General features: G+C 32.1%; 15 protein-coding genes. 2 read left to right on the plus strand and 13 right to left on the minus strand.

Features of this window, described 5'->3' with window-relative positions:
- Window positions 1-24: 24 nt before the first annotated feature.
- Window positions 25-2,439 carry a glycyl radical protein gene (locus tag Q5I67_RS07065; RefSeq protein ID WP_302486856.1) on the minus strand — a complete coding sequence of 805 codons (2,415 nt, stop codon included), beginning with the start codon at window positions 2,437-2,439 and terminating at the stop codon, window positions 25-27.
- Between the two features lie 213 nt (window positions 2,440-2,652).
- On the opposite strand from Q5I67_RS07065, the gene Q5I67_RS07070 reads away from it, so the two are divergent.
- Window positions 2,653-3,567, plus strand: a complete 915-nt coding sequence (locus tag Q5I67_RS07070; protein WP_302486857.1) for a glycyl-radical enzyme activating protein — start codon at window positions 2,653-2,655, stop codon at window positions 3,565-3,567.
- A gap of 75 nt (window positions 3,568-3,642) precedes the next feature.
- Window positions 3,643-4,395, plus strand: a complete 753-nt coding sequence (locus tag Q5I67_RS07075; protein WP_302486858.1) for a DeoR/GlpR family DNA-binding transcription regulator — start codon at window positions 3,643-3,645, stop codon at window positions 4,393-4,395.
- A gap of 82 nt (window positions 4,396-4,477) precedes the next feature.
- Here Q5I67_RS07075 and Q5I67_RS07080 read toward each other — a convergent pair whose 3' ends face one another.
- The 12 genes from Q5I67_RS07080 to murD all read right to left on the minus strand — a co-directional run bounded on the left by Q5I67_RS07080 (window position 4,478) and on the right by murD (window position 17,934).
- On the minus strand, window positions 4,478-6,067 hold the full coding sequence (locus Q5I67_RS07080) for a DEAD/DEAH box helicase (protein ID WP_296895828.1): 1,590 nt from the start codon (window positions 6,065-6,067) through the stop codon (window positions 4,478-4,480).
- 51 nt (window positions 6,068-6,118) lie between these two features.
- On the minus strand, window positions 6,119-7,360 hold the full coding sequence (locus Q5I67_RS07085; RefSeq protein ID WP_302486859.1) for a competence/damage-inducible protein A: 1,242 nt from the start codon (window positions 7,358-7,360) through the stop codon (window positions 6,119-6,121).
- Between the two features lie 26 nt (window positions 7,361-7,386).
- The gene (gene rimO, locus Q5I67_RS07090; RefSeq protein WP_302486860.1) at window positions 7,387-8,727 is read right to left on the minus strand and encodes a 30S ribosomal protein S12 methylthiotransferase RimO; all 1,341 of its coding nucleotides are present in this window, start codon (window positions 8,725-8,727) and stop codon (window positions 7,387-7,389) included.
- A 36-nt stretch (window positions 8,728-8,763) separates the two neighbouring features.
- Window positions 8,764-9,807, minus strand: coding sequence for an ABC transporter substrate-binding protein (locus tag Q5I67_RS07095; protein WP_302486861.1), 1,044 nt, complete (start codon window positions 9,805-9,807; stop codon window positions 8,764-8,766).
- 77 nt (window positions 9,808-9,884) lie between these two features.
- Window positions 9,885-10,928 (minus strand): cell division protein FtsZ, encoded by a 1,044-nt coding sequence (ftsZ, locus tag Q5I67_RS07100; RefSeq protein WP_050900420.1) that lies wholly within the window; start codon window positions 10,926-10,928, stop codon window positions 9,885-9,887.
- Window positions 10,929-11,281: 353 nt separating this feature from the next.
- The gene (locus Q5I67_RS07105; protein WP_296895824.1) at window positions 11,282-11,623 is read right to left on the minus strand and encodes a small basic family protein; all 342 of its coding nucleotides are present in this window, start codon (window positions 11,621-11,623) and stop codon (window positions 11,282-11,284) included.
- A 20-nt stretch (window positions 11,624-11,643) separates the two neighbouring features.
- Complete coding sequence (locus Q5I67_RS07110; protein ID WP_296895823.1) at window positions 11,644-12,321, minus strand: DUF881 domain-containing protein; 678 nt, start codon at window positions 12,319-12,321, stop codon at window positions 11,644-11,646.
- Between the two features lie 9 nt (window positions 12,322-12,330).
- Window positions 12,331-13,071: a cell division protein FtsQ/DivIB gene (locus Q5I67_RS07115; protein ID WP_302486862.1), complete on the minus strand. Its 741-nt coding sequence runs from the start codon at window positions 13,069-13,071 to the stop codon at window positions 12,331-12,333.
- A gap of 10 nt (window positions 13,072-13,081) precedes the next feature.
- The gene (locus Q5I67_RS07120; RefSeq protein ID WP_302486863.1) at window positions 13,082-14,017 is read right to left on the minus strand and encodes a D-alanine--D-alanine ligase; all 936 of its coding nucleotides are present in this window, start codon (window positions 14,015-14,017) and stop codon (window positions 13,082-13,084) included.
- A gap of 16 nt (window positions 14,018-14,033) precedes the next feature.
- Window positions 14,034-15,401 (minus strand): UDP-N-acetylmuramate--L-alanine ligase, encoded by a 1,368-nt coding sequence (murC, locus tag Q5I67_RS07125; RefSeq protein WP_302486864.1) that lies wholly within the window; start codon window positions 15,399-15,401, stop codon window positions 14,034-14,036.
- A 22-nt stretch (window positions 15,402-15,423) separates the two neighbouring features.
- A complete protein-coding gene (gene murG / locus Q5I67_RS07130) occupies window positions 15,424-16,542 on the minus strand; it encodes an undecaprenyldiphospho-muramoylpentapeptide beta-N-acetylglucosaminyltransferase (RefSeq protein ID WP_302486865.1) in 1,119 nt (372 codons plus the stop codon).
- A 27-nt stretch (window positions 16,543-16,569) separates the two neighbouring features.
- A complete protein-coding gene (murD, locus tag Q5I67_RS07135; protein WP_302486866.1) occupies window positions 16,570-17,934 on the minus strand; it encodes a UDP-N-acetylmuramoyl-L-alanine--D-glutamate ligase in 1,365 nt (454 codons plus the stop codon).
- Window positions 17,935-18,020 lie beyond the last annotated feature (86 nt).

Consider the following 18,020-nt stretch of genomic DNA (forward strand, 5'->3'; position numbering starts at 1 on the left):
TTTCAATAAAAATTCAATTTAAAATTATAAACATTGTTCAGTTCTGCCGATGATATCATCTTGAGTTTTCTTAGACAAAACATTGAAAAAGGCACTATAACCTGCTACGCGTACGATTAAATCTTTATGTTTTTCTGGGTGTTTTTGTGCATCAATTAAAGTTTCTCTCGATACGATATTATATTGAACATGATATCCATGCAATCTATTGAAGAAAGCACGAATTAACATTTCTAATTTTTGTTTATTTTCTTCTGTAGAAAGCATTTGCGGTGTCATTTTTTGATTTAATAACACTCCACCAGTTATTTTTTCTGTAGGCAATTTAGCTACAGATTTAAATACAGCTGTTGGTCCATTTTTATCTGCATTATGTGCAGGGCTACAACCTTCCGCAAGTGGTTCATAAGCATTTCTTCCATCAGGTGTTGCCATTGTTCCCATACCTTGACCTACATTAGCACTGATTGAAGATGTACCGCCATAGCGAATGCCACCGATTGGGCCTCTATGATAACGAGTATTTGGATATTTTTTGATTTCATCTAAATAAGAATCATAAGCTTCTACTACTAGATTATCTACATAATCAATATCATTACCATATTTTGGCACTTCATCAATCAACATTGCTTGAATTTTTTTATTTTCATCAGATTGGAAATCATCTAAAATAGCACTCCAAAGTTGAGTTGGTGTGATTTTCTTTTCTTCAAAAACTAATTTTTTAATTGCAGCTAAAGAGTCTGCCATATTGGCAATACCGACTTGAAGTCCAGATATGAAATCATATACTGCACCGCCTTCTTTGATAGTTTTTCCTCTACCAATACAATCATCAGTAAGTGCAGAACATAAAATATCTGGCACATCTCGCTCAGAAGCTTTATCAATAGCATTTTCGACAATAACACTATAACGAGTCATTTCACGTACAGTTTTATCCCATGCAGATAATAATTCTTCATAGCTCTTCATATCTTTAAAATAGCCATAGCCTTTAGTGAAGCGTTTTCCTGTAGTTAAATCCACACCATCATTCATAGCACAAAGAAGCACTCTTGGGAAATTTATATAAGACATACCAGTACAACGATAGCCCCATTTTCCTGGAACAGCAGTTTCTACACAACCAATAGCACTATAATTATAAGCGTCTTCTTCTTTTACACCCCAATTGATAAAAGATGGAATGATGATTTCATCATTATTTAAAGCAGGCATACCAAAACCTAATTTCATAACTTCAATACAATCATCAAAGAATTTTTTATTGATATTTTTATGATAACGAACTGTTAAGTTTGGCTGTGTAAGTCTAGTCTGTGCTACAGATTGCAATACCACAAAACTCAATTCATTGACAGCATCTTTTTTGTCTGGAGTTTGTCCACCGATAGTGACATTTTGATACATTGGTGAACCTGCTGAACTTAAAGTATGAGCTTGAGAACGCACTTTATTAATTGTTAAAGTTTTTATCCATAAACAAGTCAAAAGTTCTAAAGCTTCATCTTTGATTATGACTTTTTCTTGAATATCTTTTATATAGTAAGGATACATATATTGGTCAAATCTGCCATAGCTCAAAGAATGACCATTGGATTCAATCTGTAAAATCAATTGAATAAACCATACAGATTGCACTGCTTCATAAAAAGAAGTTGCTGGTTCATATGGAACTTTAGCACAAATTCTACTTATCTCTAATAATTCTGCTTTTCGTTTACTATCTTTTTCTTTATCGACTAATTCTTGAGCTAATTTACTATAACGCTGTGCAAATTGATGAACGGCTTCAATAACGATTAACACAGCCTTATAAAATATATTTTTATCAATGCTATCTGGATCAGTAAGGTCAAGCTTTGCTTTTAAATCTTTTACTCTTTCTTCATAGCCTTTTAAGCCAAAAGCTAAGATTTTTTCATAATTGACAGCTAAATGAGCATCTCCTGCATTTAATTTTCCTTCCATGCCAAAGACACCAGTTTCCATAAATACGCTGACTTCTTCTGGTAAAAGAGCTTCACCTCTAGCACGAAGATTATTATTTTCCCAAAATGGAGCTATATCTCTCAATTGCTGTTTTGTTTCTTCTGTGATATAAAAAACATCACCATCTCTTTTTTCAAAAAGGTCTAATTCATTTAATACAAACTCCATAGTATATTCTGGGAAAATTGGGGCATTTTTATTTTTTGTAGCCTGATTACCTACAATCAAAGTTTTATCTTCAATATAAATGCTCATGTTTTCTAAAATTTTTTGTAACATGAGTGCTCTTACCATTACACGTGGCTGATTTTGATTTTCTCTATATACTTGTGTAGCTAATACAGCTCTTTGAGCATCAATATATGGCTTTTCATCTAAAACTTCCTCACGAAAAGCTTTCATTCTATCAGTTAATGAGCCAAAATATGCTTTATTTTCCATAATCAATACCTCCAACAAGTATAAAAAAAAAAAATATTTCAATTCGTAAATATTATCTATTTCATCTATAATTAAAATAACTTATTTAAACTCATATGTCAATATTTTTTATTTTAATAAATAATTTTACTTTCAAATGAAAGTTTTATGTTTTATTTTTATTAACGAAAATGATATAATTTATATAAAGTAAAATTAAGCGAGGAAATTATCATGCGTAAAGCTAATTATATGCAAACAGGTGTAATTTTTAATATTCAAAAATTCAGTATAAATGATGGCCCTGGTATCCGCACTGTAGTTTTTTTCAAAGGTTGTCCTTTGCATTGTAAATGGTGTGCTAATCCCGAAAGTCAATTAGCTAAAATCCAAATTCTCTGGGATAAGAAGAAATGTCTTCATTGCCATCATTGCTTAGAAATTTGTCCCGTAAAAGCTATTTCCCTAAAAGATGATAATATTTTTATTGATACTAATAAATGCACTTTATGCAAACAATGTATAAATATATGTCCACAAAAAGCATTAACAAGTGAAGGAAAAATTAAAACTGTACAGCAAGTTTTAGATATAGTGCTTCAAGATGAAGTCTTTTATGAAGAAAGTGATGGCGGTATCACTCTATCTGGTGGCGAATTTCTCATGCAAACTCAATTTGCCGAAGAATTATTAATCGCAGCTAAAGAAAAAAATCTACATACATGCTGTGAGACGACTGGCTTTTGCACTCCCGAAAAATTTCAGCATATCATACAATATATAGATTATATTTTATTTGATTTAAAACACTGGGATAGCCAAAAACATCTCGAAGGTACTGGCATAGATAATAAATTAATCTTAACTAATATGAAGTATGCTATCTCTATGGGTAAAACAGTTCTTCCTAGAATTCCTATAATCCCAAAATTCAACGACTCCTTAGAAGACGCTAAAAAATTTTGCGAAGTTCTACACGCTGTAGGTAGTAATCAATGTCAATTATTGCCATTTCATCAATTCGGAGAAAATAAATATCATCTTTTAAATAAAAAGTACGCTTATGAAAATCAACCTGCACTTCACCGTGAAGACTTACAAGATTATTTGCAAATATTTTTAGATAATGATATCCATGCCTTTTTCTAATTTTTATAATCGTTTAAGCTTATGTTATACTAATAGATAATATTTCTATTAAAGATTGGAGTCTACAATGAAAAAATGAAAAATAGAGCAAATAAAATCTTAGAATTGCTTACACTCTCACCTGAAAATAAAATGGAAGTAACTGCACTTGCAGAAAAATTACAAGTCTCTCAAGTAACTATCCGCAAAGATTTAGATGCTTTAGAAAATAAAGGTATTATCAAACGAGAACATGGTATTGCTCTTTTATGTAGCACTGATGACATCAATGGCAGAATAGCTTATCATTATGAAGAAAAACGCAAAATCGCTCAAAAAGCTGCTGAACTCGTAAAAGATGGCGATACTATCATGATTGAAAATGGCAGTTGTTGTGCTCTTTTAGCTGAAAACTTAACCTTATCCAAAAAAGATTTAACCATCATCACCAATAGTGCATTTATTGCCGACTATATTCGCGGTAAAGCTAATTTTCAAATCATTCTCCTCGGTGGAATTTATCAGCCTGATTCCCAAGTCATGGTAGGCCCTATGGTTCGCCAAGGTGCAGAGAATTTTTTTGTAAATTTCTTTTTCATTGGCACTGATGGTTATTCCTCAAAAATAGGTTTTACCAATAAAGACCAAATGCGTGCTCAAGCTGTACGCGATATGGCTCTTCAAGCAGAACAAGTAGTCGTCTTGACTGAAAGTGAAAAATTTTCTAAGCATAGCGTTGTTCCTTTAAATTTAAAAGACAGTGTAAAAATAGTAATAACTGATGATAATATCACAGATACCATCAAAGCTGAATTAGAAAGTAAATCCATCCAAGTCATAATTTCATAGAGAATAATAAAAAAATAGCATTATCTTTAAAGATAATGCTATTTTTATTGCTAACTTTATATTTATTTTTTATTTACTTTTATTATTTACCTTTTGCTGGTTCAATATTTAATTTATAACCTTTAATAGTATTTCTATGCATTACAGATATTACTTTTTCAGCTATATCTTTTGGAACTTCTACAAATGTGAATTTATCATAAATATTGATTACACCGATTATACTTCCCGGAATATCAACTTCTGAAGCAAATGTACGTACGATATCCTGCGGGCGAATACCTTGTTTACGTCCAATATTTAAGAATAAACGTACCATGCCAGGTGCTGCACCTGTATTTTCAAAACGTTCATCTAAAACTTTGTCTTCTTTTTCTTTTACACCTTCAATAGAAAGTTGTAAAGCTGCTGCTGCAATATCTACATAATCAAAACCTTCATTGGCAATATCAGAAATAATTAAATGATAATCTGCATACGTATTATTATTTAATGTTTTTAATAAACGTTCTTTTATTGCTTCTTTTTGACGTTCAATAACATCAGCAGGTGTTGGAAGTTCTCCTCGTATCATGCGAGATTTTGTCATGCGTTCAATTAATTTTAATTGACGATATTCTTTTGGTTCAATGAAAGTAACCGCAATACCAGTACGGCCAGCACGACCAGTACGACCTATACGATGTACATATGATTCATGGTCTTGTGGAATGTCAAAATTGATTACATGACTGATATCATCTATATCAATACCACGAGCAGCTACATCTGTTGCAATTAAAATTTCAAGTTTCCCTTCACGGAAACGACGCATAACGCGGTCACGCTGTGCTTGGCTCATATCACCATGTAAGCTACCAGCCATATAACCACGAACTTGTAATGATGCTTGGAGATCATCAACATTTTTCTTTGTACGGCAGAAAATGATATATTTACCACTATCTTCTATATCAAGTACACGACAAAGACCTTCAAATTTGTCACGAGTTTCAAAATATAATTGGTCAACTGATGGCACTGTGAGTTGTTCACGACTGATCATTACTTTTTGCGGATTATGCATATAGCTACGTGCTAATTTTTCAATTGGTGCTGGCATTGTCGCAGAAAATAATAAAGTTTGACGAGTTTCACTTTGTGCCAAATTTGACATGATTTCTTCAATATCTTCAATAAAGCCCATATCGAGCATTTCATCAGCTTCATCTAAGATGAGCATTTTTACATGGTCAAGTTTTATAGTATTACGACGAATATGGTCGATAAGTCTACCTGGAGTACCTACTACAACTTTTACGCCAAAACGGAGAGCTCTAATTTGACGGTCTATCATCTGACCACCATATACAGGTAAAGTTTTTACACGTTTATATTTACCAATTTTATTAAATTCTTCTGCAATCTGAATAGCGAGCTCACGTGTTGGTGTCAATACTAAAGCTTGAATATATTTATTTTTTTCATCAATCTTTTCAATAGTTGGAATACCAAACGCTGCTGTTTTACCTGTACCTGTTTGGGCTTGTCCTATAACGTCGTGACCTTCTAATGCTAAAGGTATTGTCTGTGCTTGAATTGGAGATGGTTCTTCAAATCCCATATCACGAACAGCATTTAATACCTTTTTACTTAATTGCATATCTTCAAATTTAATAATTTTTTCTTCCAAAAATAGTCCTCCTATTTACTTTATTCCTTCATATCAAAGAAATATAATCCATTATTTATTTTTAATATATTGTCTTATCATTTCTAATGCTTGCTGAGTTGAACGATATCGTATACGTGCTCTATCGCCTGAAAAAATATTTTCTTTTACTACTGTACCATTTTTACCAGCAATTGCAATATAAACTAGACCTACAGGCTTTTTATCTGTACCACCAGTAGGACCTGCTATACCAGTTATACCCACACCAAGGCTAGAGCCTATAGTTTTTCTTATACCTTCAGCCATTTGTTTAGCTACTTCTAGTGATACTGCACCCTTTGTATTTAAAATATCTTTATCTACATCGAGAAATTTCATTTTAGCTTCATTGCTATAGGTAACAATACTGCCTTTGATATACATAGAACTACCAGAAATAGATGTCAATCTACTAGCTAACATTCCGCCAGTACAAGATTCAGCACAAGCTACAGTCAAGCAATTATCTTTCAATAATTTAGCCACAACTTCTACCATATCTTCATCATCAACTGCATAGATATATTCACCTACACGAGCTCTTACTTGCGTTTCTACTTCAGCAATCATTTTTTCAGCTTCTTTTTTATCTTGTGCCTTTGCTGTGATGCGAATGATTACCCCTTCTGGTCGAATAAGTAGAGCTAATGTCGGATTAGACTGGGCTAAAATCAAATCTTTTATCTTTGTCTCTAATAAAGACTCTCCTATACCACAAGTATTTAATACTTTAGATACAATTACATGCTTAAAGCCAAATTTTCTTTGTAAAAACGGTTTTAGACTGCGTTCAAACATATCTTTCATTTCACTTGGTGGCCCTGGCAAATTAATTAAATATTTACCATTATTTTCCAAGACAACACCAGAAGCTATACCATTATAATTTAAAAATACTTCTGCACCTTCTGGAAGTGTTACCTGACGCAAATTATTTTCAGTCCAGACAACATGTCTTTGTGCAAAACGCTCATCCATACGTCGTTTACTTTCGGCATGGATTTTTAATTTACGTCCAAAAATCTCTGCTGATACTTCTTTTGTTATATCACCTTGTGTTGGCCCTAAACCGCCAGAAGTTATGACGATATCTGCTCTAGACAAAGCATGTTCCAATACTTCTTTCATGCGATCATGATTATCGCCAACAGTCGTTTGATACACTACATCAAAACCTAATTCATTAAGACGAGTTGACATATATGCTACATTCGTATTGATTACTTGCCCTAATAACAATTCACTACCTGTAGTTACAATTTCTACTATCATCTAAAACTCATCTCCAATTAAATTATTTATACGTCTACGCGTTCACCCACTACGTCATAATCAAAGCCCTGTAAAATTTTGACTTTAACAATATCACCTGGCTGACTGATATCATCACCTTCGATAAAGACTTGACCATCTACATCTGGAGCCTCACGATAAGAACGACCATATGCCATATGCTGTTCATCATCGCGACCTTCAATCAATACATCAAGGATTTTGCCTTCCATTTCAATATTGATAGTTTCAGAAATTTTGCTTTGAAGGCTCATCAAATCATGATAGCGTTCTTGCATTATATTTTCATCAACCTGATTTGGCATATCATAAGCAGGTGTTCCTTCTTCACGAGAATAAGAGAAAATACCCACTTTATCAAAACGCTGTTTTTCTACAAAATTACGAAGTGTAGTATATTGAGAATCTGTTTCTCCAGGGAAACCAACAATAAAGCTAGAACGAATTACAACACCTGGAATGCGTGTACGTAATTTGTCCAATAATTCTTCTACACTTTCTTTTGTATCACTGCGACGCATACGTTTTAACACATCATTATGTGCATGCTGTAATGGTAAATCTACATAATTACAGATTTTTTCCTCACTAGCAATCAAATCAATTAATTCATCTGTAAATGTATGTGGATAAGCGTATTGTATACGCAACCATTTTACTTTTTCAATCTTAACCAATTCTTTTAATAATTCCACTAAAGATGGCTTACCATAAATATCTCTACCATAGTATGTTGTATCTTGAGCAATAATATTAAATTCTTTTACACCTTTTTCGGCTAAAGCTTCAACTTCTTGTTTAATATCTTCAATAGTACGACTGCGATAATTGCCACGTACATACGGAATAGCACAATATGCACAACGATGATTACAACCTTCAGCAATTTTAATATATGCACTATAAAATGGAGTAGTAAAAATACGAGGTGTTGAAGCTGTATAAATTTCTTTAGATTCACCTGTAATCAATACACGTTTTCTTTCTTGAATAGTAGCTTCAACAGCTTCCATAATACGGCTCCATGCACCAGTGCCAACAATAGCATCTACTTCAGGAAATTCTTCTAATAATTCCTGACCATAACGCTGCCCCATACAACCAGCGATAATTAAAGAACGACATTTTCCTTTGCCCTCTTGTTTGTATTCTGCCATATTTAAAATAGTTGTAATTGATTCTTCTTTAGCAGACTGAATAAAAGTACATGTATTTACAATCAAAATATCAGCTTTTGCTGGTTCAGATGTAATTTCTATATTATTTTTGGCTAAAATACCTAGCATCACTTCTGTGTCTACTAAGTTTTTAGAACAACCTAAACTTATAAATCCAGCTTTTAACATATTTTCTCCTCCTGAGCCCAAGCCCTTTTAATTATTTTAATTTTTTAAACGTATATTTGTTACCCATTCATCTAAAATAGCATTTCTAGCATTATCATCAAAGACATTATTTTTAGCTAAAAATTTTATATTTTTACCAGCAAATTCTTTATACGTCAAAGATGTATAATTTGTTGGCACATAATAATAACGATTTTTTTGTAAACTTATTTGAACATCATCGCCCAATAACCATTTAATAAAGTGATTAGCTTCCACTTGTTGTTTACTATCTTTAACTATACCTACTGCTGTTAATTGATAAGCTGTTCCATCTTTAGGATAAATGATATTCAACGGATAATTATCATTTATATATCGTATAGCTTCACTTTGAACTGATACAGCTATATCAGCTTCGCCCATGCCAACCATACGTACAGGCGTAGATAAATATTTAGCATAGCGAACTACTTTAGGATGAATCTGTTGCATTAACATCATTGTATTTTCTACATTTTTATCTTCACTTAAAGAATATAATACATTTGCAGCTGCTGACGCAACCATAAAATCCGTCATGCCTATTTTTATATTATTATTTTGTGCCAATTCATCCCATGTAAGTGGAATATGCCAATTATTTTTCACATAATCTAAATTATAACAAAAAACAATAGGATCATACCATACACCAATCCAAGAATTATTTTTATCTTTAAATTGTTCGTTTACGATATCTTCTTCTTCTGAGATATTACTCGTTAATTTATTTGCATCACTTAAATTTTCCAACACTCGAGAATCAGTTAATACCATATCTATATTTTCTATATCATCTTGCTGAAAATGATTTAACAATTCATCTTTCGATACGGGGATAAAATTTACTTGAATATTAGCTTCTTTTTGATATTCATTAGCAATAATCGAAGCCATCTCTACAGGAATTGTAGTATATACTGTTAAAGTTTTTGTTACAGGGATAAATTTATCTGCCACTTGTTTTTTGCCAACACTTTGTGTCATGTAAAGTAAAGATGCTAATACCACAAATAAAACGCATAATCCAATTATCAATAAAGGTATATATCTTCGCATACTTTCACTTCCTGTAAAATAATTTCTTTGTTGAGCAAAAAACAGGCAATCAATGTTATGATTGCCTGTTAATAACTCTATTTACTACTATGTCTCATCCATGGTGGAAGATCTGGGAATCCCATTCCCACTTCTTCTACTGCTGGTTGTTTTGGTACTGAAGGAAATTCAGGTACACCTTCATCAGCATTTTCATCAAATCCTGTAGCTATAACAGTTATTCTTACAGTATCATCAAGAGTTTCATCAATTGCTGTACCAAAAATGATATTTGCATCTTCATGTGCTGCTTCAGAAATAATTCTTGATGCTTCATTTACTTGTGCTAATCCTAAATTTGGACCACCTGTAATATTATACAATACGCCTTTTGCCCCTTGGATAGAAGTTTCCAATAATGGACTGTTTACAGCAATTTTTGCTGCATCAATAGCTGCATTATCACCTTGGCCTTCACCTATACCCATGAGTGCAGAACCTGCATTGCTCATGATTGTTTTTACGTCGGCAAAGTCAAGATTGATAAGACCTGGAACTGCTATCAAGTCTGAAATACCCTGTACACCTTGACGAAGAACATCATCTGCGATACGGAAAGCATCTACCATTGAAGTCTTTTTATCAATGATATCCAATAATCTATCATTTGGAATTGTGATCAAAGTATCTACATTTGCTTTTAAATTGGCAATACCAGCTTCTGCCTGTTTTAAACGTTTTTTACCTTCAAAAGTGAATGGTCTTGTAACTACACCTACAGTAAGTGCACCGACTTCTCTAGCACATTCAGCTACGATTGGAGCACCACCTGTACCTGTGCCACCGCCCATACCAGCAGTTACGAAAATCATATCTGCACCTTGCAATGCTTTTATGATATCATCGCGATTTTCTTGAGCTGCTTTTTCGCCAATTTCAGGTCTAGCTCCAGCACCTAATCCACGAGTTAATTTTTCACCAATCTGCATGCGATTTTGTGCCATAGCATGAACTAATGCTTGAGCATCTGTATTAATCGCTATGAATTCTACTCCTTTTAAACCAGAAGCAATCATTCTATTTACGGCATTATTACCGCCACCACCAACGCCAACTACTTTTATTTTCGCAATTGGCTCCATTTCTTGTTCCTGATCAAACTCAAACACAACTGTTACCCCCAGTTCTTTATCCTCATAGATTTCTTATTTGTAAATATAATTTCTATTAAAATATTTGTTTCAAAAATACTATAATTTAATTTATTATTTGTTAATCAAATTATATTTATCTTTGTTTAAAAAATAATGCACTTAATAACTAATTATATACCAAAATAAATAATTAGCCAATATCATATTTTTTCATTTTAGTACTTAGCTAAAACAAAATATTTTAATCTCTCTATATATGTAATAAAAAAGCTCTTAATCCATCGATTAAACAGCTAATATAAAATTAAACTATTATCTTATTGGTATTAAGAGACTTCATTTTATCGATTGAATAAATATAATTTTACTATATCTAAATCCTGCAATAATTTAAATCCTAAAGCTAATAAAACTACATAATATAAGTCCAATCCTAAATTATCACCAATAAATACAAATAAAACTACAATTATTACATTGACAAAAAAATTCATAACAAAAATTTTACTATTAAATTTTTCTTTAATTATTGAACGAAATGCATTGCATACAGATTCTATACCAGCCAATATAGCTACAGAAAATAATTTATTATATTCTACAGGTATAATTATCGGCATCATATGACCTATAATGCCCCCTAATAAACCTGCTATTATACATAAGATAACTATATATTTCATAAAAATCTCCTAAAACCTTCTCATGGGGATATAGATGTCACATATTTAAATTCTGTAGCACCTTTATATGCAGGAATAACTATATTATTATCCTTTTTTATATCTATTTTTATTCCCCATACACTCAAACTCTCCGCTACGCCACCACGCATATTTATAGCATCTTCCATGCTTTTTGCATTTCCTATGGCTTTTATCACAAATGGAGCTGCTACTCTAGTGTTATTCACTGAAATAGTCGGCCCTGCACAGCGTATCTCTGAAGTCGAAATAAGTCTTTGATCATTTAATGATATTGCTTCAGCTCCAGCAGCTCTCAATTCATTAATTACTTTCAAAACATCTTCATCATGAATTATATATAGATTAGTATTATCCGTACTTGATATATTTTTTTTACTATCCTCTATGGATAACACCACTCCAGGACCTTTAACAGCGGTAGTTCCTGCTAAAAAATTGACTTTTTGTGGAAACTCATTATGCACATTATTATCTTCTTTTAATCTTACAACTTCTACTTTTAATTCATCACGTTCTTGTTCTGTACGCAATAACATATCAGATAATTTTTCTATTCTTTGATATTGAGTAGATGTTTTTAAATTATCTTGAGACGTCTTTAATTCAATAGACACCATAAAACCCAATAAAAAGCATATCAAAATTATCGAATAAAATTTTGTATACTTAATCATTATTTAGCCTCATTGTTTTATCTTTAAAACTGGTCGAGAATAACTAAAATCTATATATTCAATTGGAATATTTGTTACTTTCATATCATTAAAAAATTCATTTGTTTTATTTGCTAGTTCTTCTGGATTTTCTACTTTTCCCAAAATAATTTTTGTACCATTCATTGTATATGCTTCAATATTATCCACATTGGCAATATTTATCTGCATAATCTGTTGTAATAACTCTGGCTTCAAATATCCTAAATAATCTAAAACTTTGTTTATGGCTTCATTTTCTACCTTATCACCAGTATAAACATCTTCTAAAAAAACACCTATAATAACAGGCTTTTGTATTTTTTTAGGATCTTTATATGTGTCTATGATCATGCTATTCTTGTCTAAATCAACATAACCATAATTACAACTAACAACTGCGAGCGGCGTTCTTTCTACAATTTCGATATTTAAACAATTAGGAAAATCTCTCCAAACTTTAGCAGTATCTATACGCAAATCACTTTGCAAATAATTTTGAATAACATCTGTTTGCACAGAAAAAATATTTAAAGGCTCTCTTATTCTAGCTATTTTTAATACATCTTCTCGAGGTAAATATGTATTTCCAATAACTTTTACATAGCCTATTTTAAAAATAGGTGAATTAATTATAAAAATAATTGCTAGTATAGCAAAGAGGCCAATAAGGCCTCTTTTTAAATTTTTCTTGGCAATTAAACTTTTTGATTTAACTTGTTTTTTTACCATAAATTATTCCTTATTTTTCTTCTATAGCCATCTGTAAAATCATTTCACATAATTCGCCAAAAGAAATACCTACGTGTTTCGCTGCATCTGGAACTAAAGATGTCTGTGTCATACCTGGTACAGAATTTATTTCCAATACATATGGAACATCATCTTCACTTAGCATAACATCCACACGTACAACTCCACGGCAATCGGCTACTGTACATGCATCTATACATAATTTTTGAATTTTAGCTGTTAATTCATCACTAAGAGGTGCTGGAATAATATGGAAAGATTCACCTTTTGTATATTTACTCTTATAATCATATCTACCAGAATTAGTAGTTATTTCAATAATTGGTAAAGCTTTCTTTTCTTTATTTCCATAAACAGGAATAGATAATTCTCTACCTTTGATGAATTCTTCAACTAAAATAGCATCATCATATTCAAAGCATGCATCAATTGCTTTTTGTAAATCTTCTTTTTTCTCTACAATTTCTACCCCAATACTAGAACCTTGAGAAGCTGCTTTTACAACAACTGGCATAGAGAATTTACTAGCAATTTCTTCTACTAAATTTCTATCAGTATCTGTTTTACGATAAATAAGACAATTTGGTGTAGAAATTCCTGTTGAACGGAAAAGATGTTTACTAGCTACTTTATCCATTGTTATCGCACTAGATAAAACACTGCAACTTGTATATGGCATATCAATCATTTCAAGCACTGCTGCAATTCTGCCATCTTCACCATATTTACCATGAACAGCATTAAATACAATATCACAGCCACTTTCTTTGATATCTTCCACTAAAGTTTTAGGCACAAATTCCATACCTACTGCATTATAACCTTTTTCTTGCAAAGCATTCAAAATAGCTGTACCAGTCAATCTAGAAATTTCAGCTTCACTAGATGGTCCACCCATCAATACAACAATCTTTTTAAAATTCATCTTCTATTCCTCTCAATTATAAATTTTGAGCTAATTTTTCACCAACAGTATAGATATTACCTGCACCCATAGTAATAATTAAATCTCCAGCTTGAATATTTTTTTCAAGCCATGGTGCAATATCATCTAATTTTTCAATGTAAACAGCGTCTACACCTGTCTGTCTTTTAACTTCATCTACAATAGTTTTACCTGAAATACCTCCGATAGGATCTTCACTTGCTGCATAAATATCAGTTAAAACTAATACATCAGCTCCTACAAAACAAGAACCAAATTCTTTTTGTAATAATTGTGTTCTACTATAACGATGTGGCTGGAAAGCTACAATTAAACGTTTTGGATTTGTCTGTTTAGCAGCTTTTATAGTTGTTTGAATTTCAGTTGGATGATGTGCATAATCATCTACAATCCATATATTTTCATTTCTAAATTTAGTTTGGAAACGGCGTTTTGTACCAGAAAATACTTTAAATCCTTCTGCTATTTCCTCTATACTCAATCCCATTTCACGACATACAGCAATTGTAGCTAATGCATTTAATACATTATGTCTACCTGGAATATTAAGAGCTACATCTCCTAATACTTCACCTTTGTAAATAACAGTAAAGCTTGTATGTGGACCATCTACTTTAATATCTTTTGCCATATAATCAGCATCATGATCTAAAGCATAAGAAATATATTTTCTATCCACTTTATATGCTATATTTCTGATATTTTCATTATCAAAGCACAATACAGCAAGACCTGTTTCTTTATCCAAGTTCTGTACAAATTGGATAAATGCTTTAATGATATTTTCCATAGAACCGTAATGATCCATATGGTCATCTTCAATATTAGTAACAACTGCAATTTTAGGATAGAATTTTAAGAAAGAACCATCACTTTCATCAGCTTCAGCTACTAAATAATCAGATTTACCAAGTTTTGCATTGCCTTTTAAATAATCTACAAAACCGCCAATTAAAATTGTAGGATCAACTTTTGCATGCTCTAAAACTACACTGATCATAGAAGATGTAGTTGTCTTTCCATGAGCACCTGCTACTGCAATTCCTTTAGCATCATTTAATAAATAAGCTAAAATATCGGAACGATGAAATAATTTTAAGCCCTTAGCTTTTGCAGCTACAAGTTCAGGATTATCTTGATGTATAGCAGAAGATAAAACCAAGGCTTCTTTACCTTCTACATTTAAAGCATTATGACCTTTATAAATTGTAGCACCTTTTGCCTGTAAATGTTTTACTACAGCTGATTCACTCAAATCAGAACCAGATATTTCATATCCTTTATCTAACATCACTTCAGCAATGGCACTCATACCTACACCGCCAATGCCGACAAAATGTAATTTTTTTATACCTTCAAGCACTTTTCAAGTACACCTCTCAAAATTAATATTTAGGTTTCTTAGCTAATTCTACCACCATTTCAGCAATAGCTAAAGCTGCACTAGGTTTTCCCATATTACGGCTAGCTTCTACCATTTTCTGTAAACGATTTTCACTAGCAAGCATTTCTTCTAATACATTAATTAATTTTTCACCTGTAAGCTCACGATTTAAAATAACTTTAGCTGCCCCATTTTTTTCTAATTCACGGGCATTATATTCTTGATGATTTTCTGCTGCAAATGGATATGGTACCAATACTGCCGGTACACCTCTTGCTGTAAGCTCTGCTAAACTTGTAGCACCAGCTCTAAAAACAGCTATATCTGTGGCTGCCAATGCCTTTGGCATATCATATAAATATGGATAAACGGCAATATTATCTACTTTATCTAAATTAACACCTAAATCAACTAAACCATTTTTTACAAAATCATACTCATTTTTACCTGTAACATGCATAATCTGCACACGATAATTATTAGCAAAATGTTTATGAACTTCAAGCATAGCTTTATTAATACTATGAGCTCCACGACTGCCACCAGATACTAAAATAGTTTTTCTATTTATATCCAAAGAAAATTCCATTAAGCCTTCATTTCTTGTACTCAATAAAATATCGTCACGAATAGGATTACCTGTGAATACTACCTTATTTTCAGGAAAATAACTCATTGCACGTTTATATCCTACTGCTATCTTATCTACAAATCTTGCTAAAATTTTATTAGTAACACCTGGAATAGCATTTTGCTCTTGTATCAATGCTGGTATTCCCATCAAACTTGCAGCCATCAAAATAGGGCCACATACATATCCACCTGTACCAATAGCTACATCTGGTTTAAAATTTTTAACTATATTTCTAGCTTTTACCACAGCTTTAAACGCTTTACCTGCTACTACAAAATTTTTCATAGTTAAATGACGTTCAAAACCACTTATATCTAAGGTAACAAAAGGAATTTGTTCACGTGGTATAATATCTGCTTCCAATCCTTTTTTTGTGCCTACATAGAGAAATTCTGCATTTGGTACTATTTTTTTTATATTATTTATCAGTGTAATCGCTGGATAAATATGTCCTCCTGTACCACCGCCAGATACAATTATCCTCATACTTTTTCTCACTTTCTCTATTTAAAATTATTCTAATTCATTAACTATACGTTTAAAATCACGGCCACGAGCTTCATAACCTTCATACATATCAAAACTTGCACATGCTGGTGATAATAACACTACCTGCGGAGCTTTCGCTATTTTATGAGCATAATTTACTGCTTCTTGCATAGAATATCCTGCTTCATAAATTTTATCTTCTGGATAATCATGTTTTAAAGCTTCTTCTTTAAAACGTTTTGTAGCATCGCCAACTAAAATCAGATTATCTACGCGTTCATTTACTAAAGCATAAAATTCATCAAGTGGAGTATTTTTATCATCACCACCAGCGATTAAAATTATATGTGGAAAAGTAGCAATTGCTTTGTTGGCAGCTTCTGGATTTGTTGCTTTAGAGTCATTATAATATGTTACTCCATCAATAGTTTTAACAGGTTCAATGCGATGTTCCACTGGTGCAAAAGCTTTTAATGCTTTTGCCATTTTTATCGTATCGCCACCTGCCAAAAAGGCTAAACTCAATGCCGCTAAAGCATTTTCTATATTATGACTGCCTTTTATCTGCATATCATCTACATTACAAATAATATGCATTATACCTTTCCAACGAATAACAAGTTGATGATCTTTGACGAAAGCTCCTTCTTCTAATTCTTGAGAACTACTGAAAAAACAAATAGTGCTTTTAGCTCTATTTGCCATATCACGAGTACGTTCATCATCATAATTTAAAACTAAAAAATTTTCTTTTGTATGATGAGCAAATACTTTCTCTTTTTCTGCCTGATAAACTTCCATTGTTTTATGACGAGCCAAATGATCAGGAGTTACATTTAATATAGCCGCACCTTTTGTAGCAAATTCACTAGAAGCTTCCATCTGATAACTTGATATTTCAGCCACTACACAACCATCTTCACCAATACGATAACATTCTTCACAAAGTGGTGTACCGATATTACCACCCACACCCACTTTATCTTCACCGTAAATGGTCTTCATCAATTCACCTAAAAGCATAGTTGTTGTTGTTTTACCATTAGTTCCTGTAACAGCAAATATTGGAGCTTTAGCTAATTTATAAGCAAATTCTACTTCGCTAATGATTTTTACTTTTTCAGCAACTTTTTCAAAAAGTGGTAAATGTCTTGGTACAGCTGGAGAAATAATCACTAAATCTGTACCTTCAAATAAAGCTTCTGTTTGTTTTCCTAAAACTACTTTTATATCTAAAGCAGTAAGCTCAGTTAGATCGTGCTTTTCACCTAGTTTTTCATTCGCATCACTTAAAATAACATCTGCTCCTAGTTTCTTAGCGAGTTTTGCTACTGCAAAACCACTAATTCCCGCACCGATTACAATAACTTTCTTATTGCTTAAATCCATTAAAAAAACCTCCTAAAAATCCTTATACTTATTTCATTTAAGGAATGAAGAAATAACCGAAAAGAACCATTGCCTTATTTAAAATA

Source organism: uncultured Megamonas sp. (genome assembly GCF_958438645.1).
In the GTDB taxonomy this organism is placed as follows: Bacteria; Bacillota; Negativicutes; order Selenomonadales; family Selenomonadaceae; genus Megamonas.